The sequence below is a fragment of the Nocardioides mangrovi genome, assembly GCF_020073815.1.
Classification (GTDB): Bacteria; Actinomycetota; Actinomycetes; order Propionibacteriales; family Nocardioidaceae; genus Nocardioides; species Nocardioides mangrovi.
Genome location: NZ_JAIQZJ010000016.1, coordinates 86120 through 102742 on the forward strand (window position 1 = coordinate 86120; position 16623 = coordinate 102742).

A 16623-nucleotide genomic window follows, 5' to 3' on the forward strand; every position below is an offset into this window, starting at 1 on the left:
AGCACCACATGGTCACCCAACAGCGCAGCAGGACCGCCCTCGCCGACTACCAGCGCGGCGAACGGCTCGGCGAGGCTCTCGCCGCCGCAGCAGGCACGGCCGGAGCCGCGCCTCCGCCGCCCTCGGTCGCGGCCAGTCTCGCCGCCCCGGCAGCGCGACCGGTGCCCTCGCCCCTCCCGGAGGGTCATCTGGACGGCGGGCAGCGCCAGCAGGTCCTGGACACGCTCATCACCGTCCTGGGCGGGGCGTACGCGCACCTGCCGGCGAAGCGCGCGGCGTACGCCGTGAACCCGGTCCAGCAGCTGACCCTGCTGCGGCAGCGGGCGGGCGAGCTCAGCGACGCCGACTTCCACCTCCAGGTCACCGGCATCGTGTCCGGGCTCCGGGACGCGCACACCCGGTACATCGGGCCGTCCCCGCTGCGCGGGGTGGTCGCGGTCCTCCCCTTCCTGGTCGAGGCCTACGGCCCGCTCGAGGATCCCACCTACCTCGTCACCAAGACCGTCCCGGCCGCGCTCGTCGACGTCGACGGCGGCGACCGGTTCCGCCCAGGCGTGGTCGTGGAGTCCTGGAACGGGGTCCCGATCTCCCGAGCCGTGGACGTCTACGCCGACCGGCAGACCGGTGGCCGTCCCGACGCCCGCCGGGCGTGGGCGCTGGAGTCACTCACCTTCCGCTCCCTCGACTTCGAGCCGCCACCCGACGAGCAGTGGGTGGTGATCGGCTACCGCGACGGCCGCACCCCGCGCGAGATCCGGCTCGAGTGGCGGGTCGTCGCCCCCGGCAAGGCCGAGACCGCGGCCGCTCCGGAGTCCCGCACGGCGGCCAAGCAGGCCATCAACCCCAGCGGCGAGGCGGTACGGCGAGCCAAGAAGCTGCTGTTCTCCCCCGACCTGTGGTCCGACGAGCAGAACCCCGTGGCGCGCGTGCCGGACACGGACCGGCCCGCCTCCCGCACCGCGCTGCTGCCCACGTCGTTCCCGGACAACCTCGCAGCCCGCGCACTGCCCGGGGACGAGGTCGGATATCTCCGGGTCTGGTCGTTCGACCTGGAGGACGACGCCGCGTTCCTCGCCGAGGTCCAACGCCTGCTCGAGCAGCTGCCGCAGGAACGGCTGATCGTGGACCTCCGCGCCAATCCCGGCGGCCTGGTGTGGGCGGCCGAGCGCATGCTGCAGCTCTTCGCGGATCCGACCGACCCCCACCGGCGCCCCATCCAGCCGACCCGGTTCGCCCTGATCGCCTCCCCGCTGACGCGGGACATGGCGGCCAGCCCCTTCAACCGCCTCGAGCTCGAGGCGTGGAGCCCCTCGCTGGAGGACTCGATCTCGACCGGCGACCAGTACGCCCAGCCGCTGCCCCTGACCGACCCCGCCTGGTGCAACGACCTCCCCTACCACTACCCGGGCAAGGCCCTGGCCGTCGTGGACGCCATGACCTACTCGTCGGGGGACCTCTTCGCGGCCGGCTGGGTCGACAACGGCATCGGTGACCTGGTCGTCGTCGGCCGGGCCACCGGCGCCGGTGGGGCGAACGTCTGGACGAGCGGGCAGCTCCGCGACGCCCTCGCCGGCACGAACCACGCCTTCCAGCCGCTGCCGGCCGGCGTCGGGTTCACCCTCGCCATCCGCCGAGCAGTCCGTTCGGGCGCCGGCGACGGCCTCCCCATCGAGGACCTCGGCATCAGCGGCCTGCCGTACGCCATGACCCGCGCCGACCTGGAGGAGGGGAACCGGGACCTGCTGGCCTACTGCTCGGAGCTCCTCGGGCGACCCAGCCCATGACGATCCGACGACACGACCGCGCGTCACGACGATCCACGCGTGGTGCTCTGGTCCGTCCGGACCTCGCCTAGCGAGGACCGACCGTGGCGAAGGCGAGAGCCAGGTAGTCCACGGGCGAGGTGTCGTCCTGAGAGTCCGCCCAGGTGGTGAGCGCGAGGTCGAAGCACACGAGCGCGGACTGCACCAGGGCCTGCGCCCGCAGCTCGACGTGGTCGCCGTCCAGGCGTTCCTCCACGATCGGTGCGAACATGCGTGCCCACATCAGGTGCTTCTCGAGGTTGCGCGCACGCAGCGACGGCGTGCTCGAGAGGACCCGCATGGTGCGGCGCTGTCGGTCCCGGTCGCCGTCCGACCGGGCGAGCAGCTCCCCGAACGCCGCTCGTAGTGACTCCCACGGCGACTCGTCGGTGGGGCGCTGGTCGAGGGTGTCGCGCACGAGCTCCGCCCACACGGTCGTGTCGCCGATGACCGCGTCCTCCTTGGCCGGGAAGTAGCGGTGGAAGCTGCGCGCCGAGATACCCGACGCGGTGGCGATCTGCTCGACCGTGACCTGGTCGAAGCCGTGCTCGGCGAACAGGTCGATCGCGACCGCGGCGATCTGTGCCCGGACCGCGTCACGGGTCATGGACCGGAGACCGCTGGCGGGTGTCGACGTCACGTGATGCAGCATACCGTGACGCATATGTCAGTCTCTGACACTTACGGCGTACACTGACTGCACACCACAGAGAAGGAGCTCCCATGGAGACCCGCACCCTCCGTCAGCAGGGGCTGACCGCCACCGCCATCGGCTACGGGTCGATGGGCACCGCCGTCGGGTACGGCGCCACGGACGACACCGAGTCGATCGCCGCGATCCGACGCGCCCACGAGCTCGGGACCACTCACTTCGACACCGCCGAGATGTACGGCTGGGGCGAGGGCGAGAAGCTCCTCGGCACCGCCCTCGCGCCCATCCGCGACGAGGTCACGATCGCCACGAAGTTCGGGCTCACCCCCGGCACCTACGCCCCGAACTCGCAGCCCGACCACATCCGCGAGGTCGTCGACGGCAGCCTGCGCAACCTCGGCGTCGACCACATCGACGTGCTCTACCAGCACTTCAAGGACCCCGCGGTCCCGATCGAGGAGGTCGTCGGCGTGATGAAGGAGTTCGTGGACGCCGGCAAGGTGAGGTTCCTCGGCCTCTCCAACACTGACGGGGACAGCATCCGCCGCGCCGACGCGGTGCACCCGATCTCGGTGCTGCAGGCGGAGTACTCGATCTTCGCGCGCGAGACCGAGACCCTCTTCCCCGTTCTCGAGGACCTCGGCATCGGCCTGGTCGCCTACTCCCCGCTCGCGCGCGGCTTCCTCTCCGGAGCGGTCCAGCCGCGCTCGGCGTACGACGAGAGCGACTTCCGCCAACGCATCGGCTGGTGGGCACCGGAGCACTTCGACGCCAACGTCCACGTCGCAGACAAGCTCGCTCGGCTCGCCACTGAGAGGGACACGACCCTCTCCCAGCTCTCGCTGGCCTGGCTCCTCGCCCAGAAGCCCTACATCGTCCCGATCCCCGGCTCCCGCAACCCCGACCGCGTGGCGCACAACATCGCCGCCGCAGACCTCACGCTCACCGACACCGACCTCTCCCGCGTCGCGGAGATCGCGCCGACCGGGGGCTTCGGCGGCCGCGGCGCCTGAGCGTCACCGACAGGTGCGCGCGCGGCCGGACGGAACTCTCTCCGGCGAAGCGGCTGCGCACATGCGAGAGGCCCTCACAGTCAGACTGTGAGGGCCTCTCGCGATTGGTAGCGGGGGCAGGATTTGAACCTGCGACCTCTGGACGCCATCAGGGGCATCGCGACTGCTACGGTCTCGGGCCGGAAGCTACCAATTCACTCGGTGTATCGGGAGATTCACGCTCTCTTCCAAGACTCACTGTACCCGCTCCATACCGAGAGCCACTGAGTCAAAGTGGACCGTAAACGGACACCAATTCACTTCCTAGGACGCAGGCGCTGGCGGCCGCGCGACGCCGTCGCCCGCAGCGGTGTCCGTGTGGTCGTTTTAGCTTGCCGACGAGCCCGAGCGCTGCTCGGCGAGACCACGTCAGCCCTGGCCAGCCGAGTATCGGGCAGACCTCCGACGCCAGCCGCGAACAGTGGTCAGCGCCGAGCTCATCGTGCAGGGCCTCTGTCCGGTAGTCGACCAGCGCAGGGGTTGCGCTGCCGCCCAGGTCGACAGGTCGTCGTCGACCTGCGACTGCATCGTGAACGACCCGCCGACGTGGCGTGCAACGCCAGGACTACTCGTGCCAGGCAGGTCGTGCCGACGCCTACCAAAGGCACCGGGCCACCAGGTCTCACCACGCAGTTCGGACCCGCGGCACCTGCGCCTAGCGGTGGTGGACGACCGCGTGTCCGTGCACATGGCTTGCACATGCGCCTGCACCTGAGCGTGCACTCGGCGTTGCACTGATTTGCCCGACGCTTGCACTTGAATGACCCCCCGCGACTGTCGGAAAAGGTGCTCTGACCTGGGCAAACTCGTGACGGCGCGTCGACTTCGGCGCGCTTCGGCGTCTCGGCCGAATCGTCTACGTCGACACCCCTGGAGGTCGTCATGTTGTTCAAGAAGAGCCGCGCGAGCGCCTCGGCGGTTGACCAATTCGGCGGGGTGGTCCACCCGTCGTGGGAGTACCTGTCGCTTGACTCGGAGCTCGTCAAGAGCCTGCTCGTCGGCGCTCGTGCCGCTGCTCGTCAGGGCCAGCCCGACCCGATCCTGGGCACGAGCGCTCCCGAGGTCTTCGTCCGGTCGAACGCCACGTTCGCGCAGCTTGCGGAGAGCGTCCGCCAGCAAGCCGTCACCGACTGCGCCGAGGACGTCGCGTTCCTCGTGAACCACGCCGCCGAGTTCATCGAGGCGCGCAAGGCGGGGTCGCGCGGCCAGGAGGTGCTCGACCTCGAGCGCTCGTCTCGCCTCCAGGCCGAGTTCGGGGTGTGCCTGGGTCGTCTCAGTGCTCGCGAGGAGCAGCACCGCGCGGAGCTCGGCAAGCTCCAGTCCGCCGCGCGGACGACCACGGCGCTGCTTAAGAGCGCGTGGGAGGACAAGCATCCCCACCCCGACCACCTGGGGCATTTCGCGATCCCCGAGTTCGAGTTGCCGGGCGACGCCGCCGACATCGGTCAGCGCGCCGTCGAGAGTGCTCTGAGCCGTCACACCGAGACCAGCCCGTTCAACAGCAACGAGAAGGAGTGAAGTCCGTGAACATCGAGATCAAGCAGAGCATCCGGTCGGCGACTGTTCTGGCTCTCGGCACAATCGTCGCCGGGTTCTTCACGGCCTGCAGCGACGACGGCCCGGCGCCAGAGTCGAAGGTCGAGGTCTTCGTCGTCGACTTCAGCGACTCGGCGCAGGCTGAGAACGGGTCCGATCTGAACGACGCGGCCCGCAACGACATCGTCAACGCGATCGACGACGTTGAGGCGGGAACCACGATCAAGGTCATCGGGTTCTCGAACCGCCCCGGGCAGGAGTGCGATCCGATCACGGTGTCGTTTCCGAAGCAGAAGAACCCTGAGAGCTTTAAGCAGCTCCGCGAGGACGTCGCCTCGGACCTGCCGAACAAGTGGGAGACGTACGCGCAGTGCCTGCGCGACCCGGTCACCGGGATGAGCCGTGGCGGTTCGGGCATCTTCAGTGCCGTCGTGCTGGCCGCGACCACCGACGCCGACGACGTCGGCTCAGTGATCGTGTACACCGACGGCTGCAGCTGGAAGGAGCTCACGCCGGCTCCGGAGACCTGTAGCCCCGCGGTCCTCAACCGTCCCAGCGGGCCGCAGCAGCTCGTAAACAACATGCCCGCGGCGCTCAAGCCCCCGATCGGGGTGCCCATCAAGTTCACGTTCCTCGGCCGTGGCACCGACCTCAACGCCCAGCAGCTGCTGGCGCTGCGGAGCACCTACTCGCTGTGGGGCAACGCGACCGGCACGCCGGTCACGTTCGAGAACTAGACCACCAACATCTCCAAGGAGAACAACATGCACAACGACAAGAGCGAGGCGGCGACCAACGTCGCCGACAGCGACGTCACCACCGGCCAGACCGGGAGCGTCGACATCTCGCACCTCAATTCGACTCTGATGTCGGCGTTGAACATCCCCGTGAAGCTCACCAAGCCCGCGATCTGGGGCAACCCCCGTGAGGCGACGCGGATCTCCTACGTCCTCGGCGAGAACGACGGGGACCGGCCCGGGTTCGACGTCCACACCGGTTACGGATCCGGGCCGACGACGACCCCCACCCAGGACGCCGTCGTCGGTGCGGTGCAGGCGCCGCTGGACGGTCTCGCGGCCCGCGCGGAGCTCGTCATCGCGGCCTCCGACGAAGAGCTGGGCGTTGTCGACCCGACCTACCCCAAGCTCAAGCCCATGTGGCTCGTCCTCGGCGCCGTCATCGCCGTCATGGGGGTCGCCGGCCTGGTCGAGTACTTCATCGGTCGCCAGCAGTGGGAGCGGGTCCTCGGTGACGACCCGACGGTCGCCGCGTGCATCGCGCTGGGCGTGGTCATCATGATCGGCGCGCTGTCGTGGATCGCGTCGATGACGTGGTTCCACCGTCGTCCCGGCGTCCTCCGCGAGCACGGGACGAAGCTGTTCGTCCTCGCGGCGATCCTGATGGTCCTGTTCGCCGCCGCGATGGCGTACTCGTTCGCGGGCGGCGTCGACGCCCCGACGGTCGGCGGCGTGTCGGGCGGCACCAGCGCCAGCACCGAGCCCGCGACCAACGTCGACGACGTCGAGTGGATTCGATGGGCGATCTACCTGCTGATGACCGCAATCTACACGTGGACGGTCGTCATCGCCCACCTGTGGCACGCGACGGCGGAGGACCGCCGCCGCGTCGAGCAGTACCTGCCGATCCGGCTGGCCGCCCAGCGCGCCAGTGTGCTCGACCGCGCCGGGGTGCAGAACCTGCGGGCAGCCACGTTGCGTGCAATCGCCGACACGTGGCACCAGGGCGTCGACTACGCGACCGCGATCTGTACGGCGTACTACGCCGGGGTGCGGAGCCGGCTCGACCCGACCCTCCTGTCGACCTGGAGCCACCAGAGCGTCTCCGCGCCGACGTTCGTCGAGCCCGCGTGGCTGCGACGGCTCACCGACGCCGCGGACCGTCTCGAGCAGGAGAGCCGCCAGCAGACCCACAAGTCCGAGATCGCGGGCGAGTTCACCCTCAGCGCGGTGCTTCCCTCCTCGGTCGACGACGAGAACGGACGGGGGTGAACGACATGGCCTACACCGCCTCGAGCAGCCGTACGAGCGAGTACACCGAGCCGCACCGGTGCGGCGGATGCAGCCGGACCTTCTGGGCGAAGCGAAGCTGGAACCGCGTCAGTGTGATCTGCCCACGCTGCAAGCATCGCAACTAGTACGACCAGCCCGCCGAGGTCCCCGAGCTACAGGAGCTCGGGGACCTCGGCTTTCTCGTAGCGCGCCCGTGGGCGAGCGCACGTCGAGGGCGACGGTCGTCGCCGGGCCCCGGTTCAATTTGGTGGACTTCCGGACTAGGTCGCACCCGCGCTGTGAGAATCGCTCTCGCAGACGTCAAGGCGGCAATGAGAGAGGGTCCGAGTGGTGGACGACAGCAGCGCGTCGGCCTCACACGAGGCCATCGAGGAGGTCCTCGTCTTCGCGCTGCAAAGGTCGACCGCACCGAAGGATGGGACCGCATGGTGGTCGCCAAAGTGGGACCCGAGCGAGGACTTGTGGGGCCCCGGCTCGCCGGTGCTACGCAACGGGCCGCAGCGAGATGCCGTCGTGAAGGCGACGCGGGACGCGGTCGCTAGCCTCGGACATCAGGTCGATGACGACCAGGCCTTCCGGCTGTACTGCGGCGCACTCATCGAGGGGATGAAGGACTCGGCCGACGAGGTGGACACCGAGAGCCCCCGCCGACCTTGGCAAGCGGCGTACGTCCTCCTTGGCCTCGCGCCCCGCTCGTACTACTCGGCCCTCGAAGACCCAGCCGGCAAACAGACGTGGCCACCGCTAGGCATGTCACGAAAGGACATCTGCGAGGACCTGACGGCTAAGCGAGCCCAGGCGAAGGAGACTCGAGGGACTTCCTCGACAGCCAGCGGCCCGGTCAACTGGTTCGGGACGAACTTCGACGCCAAGCAGTTCAACACGCGGCGCGTCCTCGTCTCCTACTTGCTCACACGCGGCGAACTGACCTACCACAGCTGGAACACCGGGCACCGTCCTAAGGTCAACGAGCTGGCGCGGCAACTTCACGACATGGCCATCAGTTGGCTGAGTACACCGGAACGTCTGCAGAACCTAACCGCCCGCTGGCCGCTGACTGCTGCCACCGCCTCCACTGCCGCGCAGGTCAATCCGGTCGTTCCGATGCCCCACGACCCAACGACTGCACGTGAGCTGAAGCCGGGACCTCGGACCCGGCGACGACGCGTCCTTCCCAAGGTGTTCGGACCGCCGAGGGTCGCGGCAGCCACGGCCGCGGTCGCCACGCTCGCTGCTCTTTGCACGTACCTCACGCTCGACCAGTATGGCAGCCACCCCAGCCGAAGCGCCGATGCTGGGGTGTCGGTCACCAACTCCCCAAGCCCCGACCCCTACGACGAGCCAACGACCCCCCTCCTCGGCGTCCTCAAGGCCCGCAACCTGTCCTACACATCCAGTTACGACGGCGCCGGATACTCCGACTGGCTGAACGATGTCGTCGTCGGGAACCGCATCGAACTTCGCCTCAAGCTGCGCAACCCCACCGAGACGGTCCTCACCGGCATCCAGGTCCAACTGCAGTCAGACCCCCCGGATGACACCGACCTCACCTCCCACGAGGCCGAGACGTTGGAGGTACGGGTGAAGACGAATGAGACCACGGGCTTCGTCATCCCACTCGACGAATCGCCAGCGACGATCGATGAGGACAACGTCACCAACTATGACTCGGCTTCAACCATTCTCTCCGCACCGGACAGCGACTACGACCATTGCTCAACGTCCGGCCAGTTCTCCCCTGACGGGCTCACCTACTCCTCAAGGTCTTCGGAGTTTCCCGGCGCCACGTTCACCCAGGAGACGATGCCGGTTCCCGAGACCTCCTCTCGCGAGGAGAACCGCCCGGTCGGCAGATACTTCGTCGGCGACATCGATCCTGGCGAGACCGTGACGCTCACGATCAAGGGCACCTTTCAGTACCCGGACTCCGACACGGCGGCGATGAGTGGGGGAAACGCCGTCGAAATCGCAGTCAACGACCACGAGTGGAACAAGCTCGATTCTGCACGAGTGGGAGACACTGTCTCTGCGCTCGTCATGGTCCATGACTCGAGCTGCTCAACCACCGAGTTCTCACATGTCGTCAGGTTGCGCACCAGCACGTCACGATCCGGTGTCATGACGGTGAGTGGCACCGTCGATCAGGACACCGACCTGGGCTCAAGCAAGATCAACCTGACTGGAACTCGGCGCGCGCGGCTCGTCCCCGTGGCAGGCTCAACGCGCCTCTACGGATACGTCGTGTCTCATCCCGACACGGAGTCGGCCAAGTGCGGCAAGACCCCGGTCAAGCTGCAGGCACTACCCGACGGCGTCCTCCAGGCCGGGGTCGAGGTTTCGGTCGTCGGCTACGTGCCACGGGAGCCCTGCGACTCGCACATGAAGTGGGTGATGACCGATTTCCGAGTTGTGGGCAACTAGGTCACTGATCCGATATGTCGTCGCCGGTCTCGCCGGCGCACTCATCGGCGCGCTCTCCTACCAGGCTGCACAGGGCGGGGAGACCGAAAAGACTGCCGTGACAGTGAAGCTCTCGGACACCGACCGGTTGGCAACGGAAGACCGTTGCCGCGCAGAACTCGGCGTCGCGTCGCGAGACATCGACACAACCATTGCCTTGACCCCTGACACTAAGGACCTAGTCGCAGTCTGGGTGAAATCTGGGTCCAAGGGACTCGTGTGCGCCCGCGGAGTAGTGGACGGCAATGTGGTCGACTCCACCCTCAACGAGCCCGGGACCTACAGCATTGACACGCTGAAGGAAGACTCCCTGACTCTCCTCCACGCCGACCACGGCTACGTCCTCATCGGCGCAGTCATCGACCGGTACCCGAACTCGTCCGACACCTCTGGGGTGTACCTGATGACCAAGGCGGAAGACGGTCACGAAGAGAGCAACCCTGTTGGCCTCATCGGGGACTACGGATTCATGGCGGCAGTTGCGGAGCCGCCGCTCGGAGGCGACGGCACCGGCATCACTCTGACCGTGCTCGGCCCAGAGGCTCGCGCAGACCTGGACCTGGGTAACGCCGATTGGGTTGCCGTCGGGCGATAGGCCGAGGCGTGCCGAGCACCGCCGCCGGTCCGAGGTGGCGTAGCCCCAGAGCCAGGCGAACGCGTCAAGACGCTACTGAAGCGAGTCCTACCGTTCTCGTCGACAACCAAGAAGTCGCGATCGCTCGGCGCTCACTCATGGCGCCTGGCGGCGAATGGTTTACATGGCCAGCCTGAACCCTTGCAGACGCCCGCCGTCTCGACCTTTAGACGCCTGGAGGTCGAGTAGTCGAGCGCCCGGTGATCTAGCCAGCGGTCGGCACGCCCGTGATCGGATCGATCACTAGCGCAGCTTCGTCAGCGGGACGGCCTTGATGATGCGTCGCCTGCACTAGCAGGGACCGGGTTGCCGCGTCGTTGAGATGCCCAATCCGCTTTAGACCGAATGCAACGGTCCGCCTTCTGATGCCGATCCGGGCGGATACGACCTGCTTCTCCGGGACATCGGGAGGCGAGTCCAGGCACCCCGTCAACGCCTTAGTCAACAACGCCGCGCTCGTCGGCTTCAGCCGGCTGAGATTCGCAGTCTTGGCACCCTGCAGGATCTCGTCAACTGCGGCAGTGAGTGTCTCGTAGCGCTTCGTCCATGCCCACGAAGCCCGGGACGGTGGCAGTTTGCCAAGCTTGAGCCGACTGTAGCCGTGGGAATCGAAGGCGCACATATCGAGCGCGATAACCGGCACGTGGACAATCTCGGCGAGCTTGATCATCCGCGGTTTTAGATCCAGGAACGACGGCAGCACTACGTTCTCGGGCCGGTCTTGCTCCTTCAGGTCTGCCGGTTTCGTCGGGTCGAATGACTTGACCCGGGCCAGCAGCCAATAGGGCGAGACGTTCTTGCCGCGACTGCCGTCGCTCCGCACCATTACGTCGCATGGCTGCGCGAGCAGGATGAGGTGATACCGGCTCTCCGGCTTCTTGCCGAGGAGCACCTGGTCCGGGTTGACGATCTGGAAGATGTCGCCGGGTTCAATCGGCTGCACGGTGCCCGACAAGAAGCTGGCAGAGTCGAACAGCTCCAGAGCCTCGATCGCTGAGACGTCGTCTGGCCTCAAACCGCTGGAACCCATGTTGAGAGCGAGCGCTTCATGCATCGGTGCGAGGGTGTCCCGAGTGCCGTCCGCGGGTCGTACGGCTTCGCTCATCGCTCGTCGCGCCACGGCTTGCAGCGGTCGCAGCACGTGATCTGGTTCGTGCACGCCTTCCTTGATCGCGGCCGCGAACATGCTGAGGAGCTGGAAGTCCGTGGTCTTGGCAAGCAGCTCGGCAGCGGCGGTATGTCCGGCGGTCAGCGCCGTTCCGAGGACCTCTCGCATGGTGGAGAGATGTTGGCGAAACAGCACACCGAGAAGGCGGATCGCGAACCGTTCTGGATCGGCATCGAGCTGCGGCTTGCTTAGGACAACCAGCGCCCCCGGCTGCAGGTCGTTGGCAGCCGTTATCTCACGCTCGAGCTGCTCTTCGTCGTCCTCGTCCTGTGCTGAGTGAGTCAGCAAGCAGCACCATGTCCGGTCAACGTCGGACCGCGCGAGCAGTTCGGCTACCACGCGGTCGCCCGCGTCAGTCGCTCCCCCTTCGCGGGAGAAGTCCCGGTCGACGAGTACGAGCGTCGGTCCATTCTGATCCAGCGAGGCGCTGCCCGTTGCCTGCCACTGCGCGAGCGTCAAGGACTCGAACCCGTGGTCACGAAAGATCGCTTCCAAGGCTGGCCGGCTGCTGACGTCGGTGACATCAACCGGGTCGACCTGTCCCGGTGTGTCGTCGTCGACCTCGGCAAGCTGGGACAGCTCGGCCAACCGTGACTGCGCGGGTTTCGGCAGGTCACCACCCCGCGCGATGTCAACCGCCTCATCGAGGTCGACGACCTCGCCATCGTCGTCCGTGAAGACCGCGCGTAGCACCGAGTCAGCAACCAAGTCCGCCAACGGCAGCATGCCGCTCTGCAGCTGCGCGACCACGGTGTCCGCGTCGTATGGATCGTTTCCCTCGTCAAGCATGTTCTGGTCGTCGACGCCGATGACTCGCTCAATACCCAGGAGATCCAGGACAGGAGCGACAGCGTCGCGAGCAGCGTCAAGCAGACTCGGCTGTTCGACGACAGATTCGGTCACGCCAGCTCCTGCGTTTTCGACGAGCCAAACTCAATGACGAAGTCCCGACGCCGACCATCACTGCTGCGCTCGGGCGAGAGCTCGACGGTCGCACCCTCGGGTTCAAGAAGCTGACGAATCACGAAGAGCCCCAGACCGCGCCCGTTCCGACGTTTGCCCGACACGAACGGGTCGAAGATCAGCCCCTCAAGGCTCGGGTCGATACCGGGTCCGTTGTCAGACACGACCAGGCTTGGCCGGTCGACCATGATCGTGACGCGACCCGGTTCAGCGGTCTGCAGGCTCCGGATCCAGTACTCGCTATTGAGGATCAGGTTGTCAAGGACTTGCGTGAGTCGGCCAGGGTTGATGCTGACGGTGAAGTCGTCCTTCACCGTTACCGCCATGTTGATGTTGTAGCCCAGATCATCCCAACGCGTATTGAAATGCGTCGCGATCTCCTTGAGCACCACTGACATTGTCACCTGCTCGCGGTGTTCGCGACGGTAGCGAAGGGCGGGGTTCAAGTGCCCGAGTTGCCGGGTGAGCGCGGCCGTCGAGGACAGAACGTGCTCCGCATAGGTCCGCACGGTCACTTCACGGATCGGTGGCTTGAGGCCACGCAGCATTGCCTGGGTACGGCGGCGGAGACGATCGGTGATCTGGCTGACCTCGTGCGAAAGGGCTTCGGCCGTCAATCCCAAGGCAACCGTCTCCCAGGCCTCCGACAGCTGTCCCTGGACGGCGTCGAACTGCTCGCGAAGCACGATCAGCGCGCTTCGCTGCCGGCCGTAGGTAGCCCGCAAGCCTTCGACGTCTGTCGACAGCTGATCGATGGTCGACAACACCGCGCGTATCTGTTCCGCGGCGTCGTGGAGGGACTTGGTTCCTTCCGGAAAGAGGGACTCTCCGAGGCTCTCCTCTTGGCTCTCGGCTGCGGTGAGCGCAGACAGCGCAGCGCCACGCGCAGCCTGGAGATTCGTCAGGAGAACGCCGGTCTGAACATCCTGCTGGTCCGTCTGTTCGATCAGCACAGTCGGCGTGGACTCGGCGGGAACGTCCGCTTGGGCAGCGGCCAGTTCACGCAGGTAGTCGTTATAGCTGCGGCGTACGAAAGACTGCGCGTTGTCGGTGTACTTCAGCCAGCGCTCCATGATCGTCAGGAAGCTGCGATGGGCCGGGGTGTCGCGGAACTTCTCACGACTGCTTGTTTCTTCAAGGCCGGGATTGTCAGCGGCACTCAGGTCGATGAAGCCGATGATGTTCTCAGGTCTGAGGTTGTAGAACGATGACCCCGTCGTCCACCGGGAGGCGAGGTTCAGCCAGTCCCGCGAGACGGGGATCCCGAAGCCATCTCGGTAGATCCGGACGCCGTTTATCTCCTTCAGGAAGGCGCGGTAGTCGCTGGCCGAGTCGAAGACCGACGGCACGTCGTCGCGGAGTCGCACCATGTCGATCTCGCCCGAGAACGGGCCTGGGTCGATCAGTTCTCCGCTGCTCCTGGGCACACCATCCATGTCCGCGAGAGCGAACTGCGCGTCAAAGGCGATGTAGCCATCCGGATCCGCTCGAACCCCCAGGCTGGCTACTTGGTCCTGCTTGTTCGTGAGCAGCCAATCGAGAAAGGCTGCGCCGCGATCAGCAGCGATGGTTTGCTCATACGTGGCGCGCTTGTCAGCTCCACTCCGATCCGGCCTGAAGTAGTCCTGCGTCATCGTCCCGGACACTGAGAGAACCCGGTGTCGATAGTCCAGTTCGTACCGGAGCATGGCGTTGGCGCGCACAGCACGGGGTCGTTCACGGAGATCGATTGCCTGGCCGTCGATGTTCAGACTGACCTTGAACCCGCGGTTCCCGAATGGGGAAATCATGGCCGCGAGCTGTCGCTCGAGTTCGTCGCCATCCGGGCCATGCCAGCTGTCGGGACTGCGCAGACCACGGATCTTTAGCGTGGTGCCGTGCTCGTCGCGGCCAGCATGCTCGGAGGTCAGCGTGAACTTGACGCTGTCGAGCCGGTCCGCCGACGCGTACTCATCCCAGGGGATCGTCAATCGGTGGGCGACGCCGCTCCCCTTAACGACGGTGTAGAGATCCAGCACCCGTCCGAGCCGCTGCGTCCCGAGCCGACCCAGCCCCTTGTCGCCGACAGGGGTGCGCTTCTTGGCTGTGGTCTTGCCCTTGGCTTTCAGATCTCGCTTCTGGCTACCGGACACGGTGAGCCAGCTCTGGATGATCTCCTCGCGAGTCATGCCGGTGCCGCGGTCTCTGACCTCGATCTCCCCCCGCAAGACTCCGCCGTCGTCGGCATCGTTCGGCGAATCGATGGACCTGCCATCGACAGCCGTCAGTGATTGGGTATCGACCACAATCCGAGCACTCGCAGAGTCCGCGTCGTAGGCGTTCTTGGCGAGCTCGACGATCGCTTGTACGTCATCCTGGATCATCTCCTCGCCGAGCCGAAAAACAACCGACGGATGGACCGACAATGTGAGGCCGTCGGTACGTCCGTCGCTGCTCGGGTTGGCCATGGGATCAGACTAGAGAGTCGCCAGCGCTCGGATGCGGCGTTATGAGGATAGGGCGCCCTGCAGCACGAGGATCGACTCGGCTCGCATGGTGCCGACGGTGTCGTTTCGGATGGCCATGCGCTTGCGCCCGTTAGGGATGTTCCGCGCAAGTGTCACGACGTGCGCACAACCGTGGCGTGCCGCGAGTTCAGTCACGATCTGCGTCGTCGGGATCCGGTTCCCAGAGATGCTTCGTTCGCCAAGCGTCCAGAACTGAAACGCCCCGGCGCGCAACTGACGATTGATCGCCATCATCGCGTCGTCGAGATCGCACACGAACGTGGAAAATCGCCGCAGCCCGTCGCCAGGCAGGTCTTGCAACAGCTTGGCAGTGATCCGGACCCCATCGGAGCTGGCCCCAAGCGTGGTAACCCGCTTCAGCACATCAGGCCCCGCCTTGCCCCCCAGACTGGCCACATCCGTTCGGTATGGAGTCGCGATGAGGTCGGCGAGTCGGTCACCGCCGTCGAGATCTGCTCGGTCGATCCAGGACAGCGGCAAGAAGGCGTACTGGCCGTACGGCACAGTGGTTCGGTTGTCCCCGTACGGCGGCGAAGTCATCAGAAGATCAGCCTTAACGGCTGGTGTCTTGAGCGAGCGAACATCGGCCAACCGGGTACCGATCTCGCCGGCGTAATGGCCATTTCGCGCCACCATGTCAGCACTGACCAGCTGATCCCGCTGCGCCGTCGCTTCGGTGACGTTCTCGTCAGCGATCCTCTCGAACTCAATAACTGCATCAACCGAGCGTTGCTCCAGCACCGATGCCTCGTACACGTGCAATTTGAAAGTCGAGGTGCGGGAGTTGCTGACTTGCCGCACAGTCCCGGCGAGACACACCCAGTAGAAGCGCCGGACGTCTCGACTTGCAACGGACGCGATGGCACGGTGGAGTTTGGTGAGCTGAATGGCCACCGGGTCAGAGAACCACTTCGCCCGGCCGCGGAAGGTGAGCATGTCGGTCCGACGGTCGCGCGCAACAGTCGCGCAGATGTCCGCCAATGCTCTGCGGAGCGTCTGCTCCTTGAGTGGCCGAGCCTTGACACGCAACAGCAAGACGGCGAGCGGGTTGATGTCGACGCCGCGGAAGTCGAGGCCGCGCAGCATGGATTCCGTCATCACGGTGCCGGAGCCAGCGAACGGATCAACGACAAGTTGCCGTCGCTTCTCCGTCGCGATCCATGCGTCCAGGAGGGCACCTTGGACCTGGGGCACCATCATGGCTGGGTAGTTGAACAGCGCATGGCCCATGGTCCGTCGACTATCAGCGGCGAATGTCCAGTAGTCGGGGTCGCTGGCCAATGGCTTGAGTAGGCGGTCGCGGAGCGCGCTGGCCGCAGGCGACGTCGTGGTGCCCATTGCATCCTCCTTTGACCAGGTCAAAGCCGCGGGGCCGGAGCCGCCGCGGCTTCTCGAAACTGCACGTCTGACCGGCGGTACCTGCAGGTCAAGTTGACTCTATCTAAAGGAAGGTTGACGGAACATGAAATCAACGCGTGTCGCGCGTTGGAGTCATCGATGCCCTCACGCTCTGCGGGTAGGTGACTTCGGGCTGGTTGGCGAGGTCTCCGGCACAGCCTCGACGAGGCCGCAGGACGTCCAACTCAACGCTCAACTCGTTGCAGCTCAGGTCTCTCGTTCCACTTCAGCGGCGGCCAGGCACGCTCGCTACCGCACTCACGAGTTGCGACGCGCCGTGCAGCTCGGTACCCGTGACTAGTCGCAGCCGGCGCCCGGGCACCTAACACAGCACGTTTCTCGGCCTGGGCGACTCTCGCGTCAGGTGGGACCTCGACGGGCTGCGTCATTGCAGATTCGGGCGCGCATCACTCTAGGTGGG

At 66.2% G+C, this 16623-nt stretch carries 11 protein-coding genes; 7 read left to right on the forward strand and 4 right to left on the reverse strand.

The genetic code is table 11. From position 1 onward, the window contains the following. The first annotated feature begins 8 nt into the window (after positions 1-8). Positions 9-1784 carry a S41 family peptidase gene (locus tag K8U61_RS20980; RefSeq protein WP_224125015.1) on the forward strand — a complete coding sequence of 592 codons (1776 nt, stop codon included), beginning with the start codon at positions 9-11 and terminating at the stop codon, positions 1782-1784. Positions 1785-1851: 67 nt separating this feature from the next. On the opposite strand, the gene K8U61_RS20985 is transcribed toward K8U61_RS20980, so the two are convergent. Further along, entirely contained in the window at positions 1852-2442 is a 591-nt protein-coding gene (locus K8U61_RS20985; protein ID WP_224125016.1) for a TetR family transcriptional regulator, read from the reverse strand. 83 nt (positions 2443-2525) lie between these two features. On the opposite strand from K8U61_RS20985, the gene K8U61_RS20990 reads away from it, so the two are divergent. From K8U61_RS20990 to K8U61_RS21015, 6 genes are all read left to right on the forward strand, one after another. Beyond that, complete coding sequence (locus K8U61_RS20990; protein ID WP_224125017.1) at positions 2526-3467, forward strand: aldo/keto reductase; 942 nt, start codon at positions 2526-2528, stop codon at positions 3465-3467. Positions 3468-4388: 921 nt separating this feature from the next. Then, entirely contained in the window at positions 4389-5024 is a 636-nt protein-coding gene (locus K8U61_RS20995) for a hypothetical protein (RefSeq protein ID WP_224125018.1), read from the forward strand. 5 nt (positions 5025-5029) lie between these two features. Continuing rightward, positions 5030-5779: a vWA domain-containing protein gene (locus K8U61_RS21000; RefSeq protein WP_224125019.1), complete on the forward strand. Its 750-nt coding sequence runs from the start codon at positions 5030-5032 to the stop codon at positions 5777-5779. 27 nt (positions 5780-5806) lie between these two features. After that, entirely contained in the window at positions 5807-7051 is a 1245-nt protein-coding gene (locus K8U61_RS21005; protein ID WP_224125020.1) for a hypothetical protein, read from the forward strand. 351 nt (positions 7052-7402) lie between these two features. Beyond that, the gene (locus K8U61_RS21010) at positions 7403-9493 is read left to right on the forward strand and encodes a hypothetical protein (protein WP_224125021.1); all 2091 of its coding nucleotides are present in this window, start codon (positions 7403-7405) and stop codon (positions 9491-9493) included. Between the two features lie 97 nt (positions 9494-9590). Then, positions 9591-10127: a hypothetical protein gene (locus K8U61_RS21015; protein ID WP_224125022.1), complete on the forward strand. Its 537-nt coding sequence runs from the start codon at positions 9591-9593 to the stop codon at positions 10125-10127. Positions 10128-10371: 244 nt separating this feature from the next. Here K8U61_RS21015 and K8U61_RS21020 read toward each other — a convergent pair whose 3' ends face one another. Genes K8U61_RS21020 through K8U61_RS21030 form a run of 3 tightly spaced genes read right to left on the reverse strand, consistent with a single transcriptional unit; the run spans position 10372 to position 16142 of the window. After that, complete coding sequence (locus K8U61_RS21020; RefSeq protein ID WP_224125023.1) at positions 10372-12237, reverse strand: hypothetical protein; 1866 nt, start codon at positions 12235-12237, stop codon at positions 10372-10374. After that, entirely contained in the window at positions 12234-14744 is a 2511-nt protein-coding gene (locus K8U61_RS21025) for an ATP-binding protein (RefSeq protein WP_224125024.1), read from the reverse strand. The genes K8U61_RS21020 and K8U61_RS21025 overlap by 4 nt, the downstream gene beginning before the upstream one ends. 39 nt (positions 14745-14783) lie before the next feature. After that, positions 14784-16142 (reverse strand): TRM11 family methyltransferase, encoded by a 1359-nt coding sequence (locus K8U61_RS21030; protein ID WP_224125025.1) that lies wholly within the window; start codon positions 16140-16142, stop codon positions 14784-14786. Positions 16143-16623: the final 481 nt, after the last annotated feature.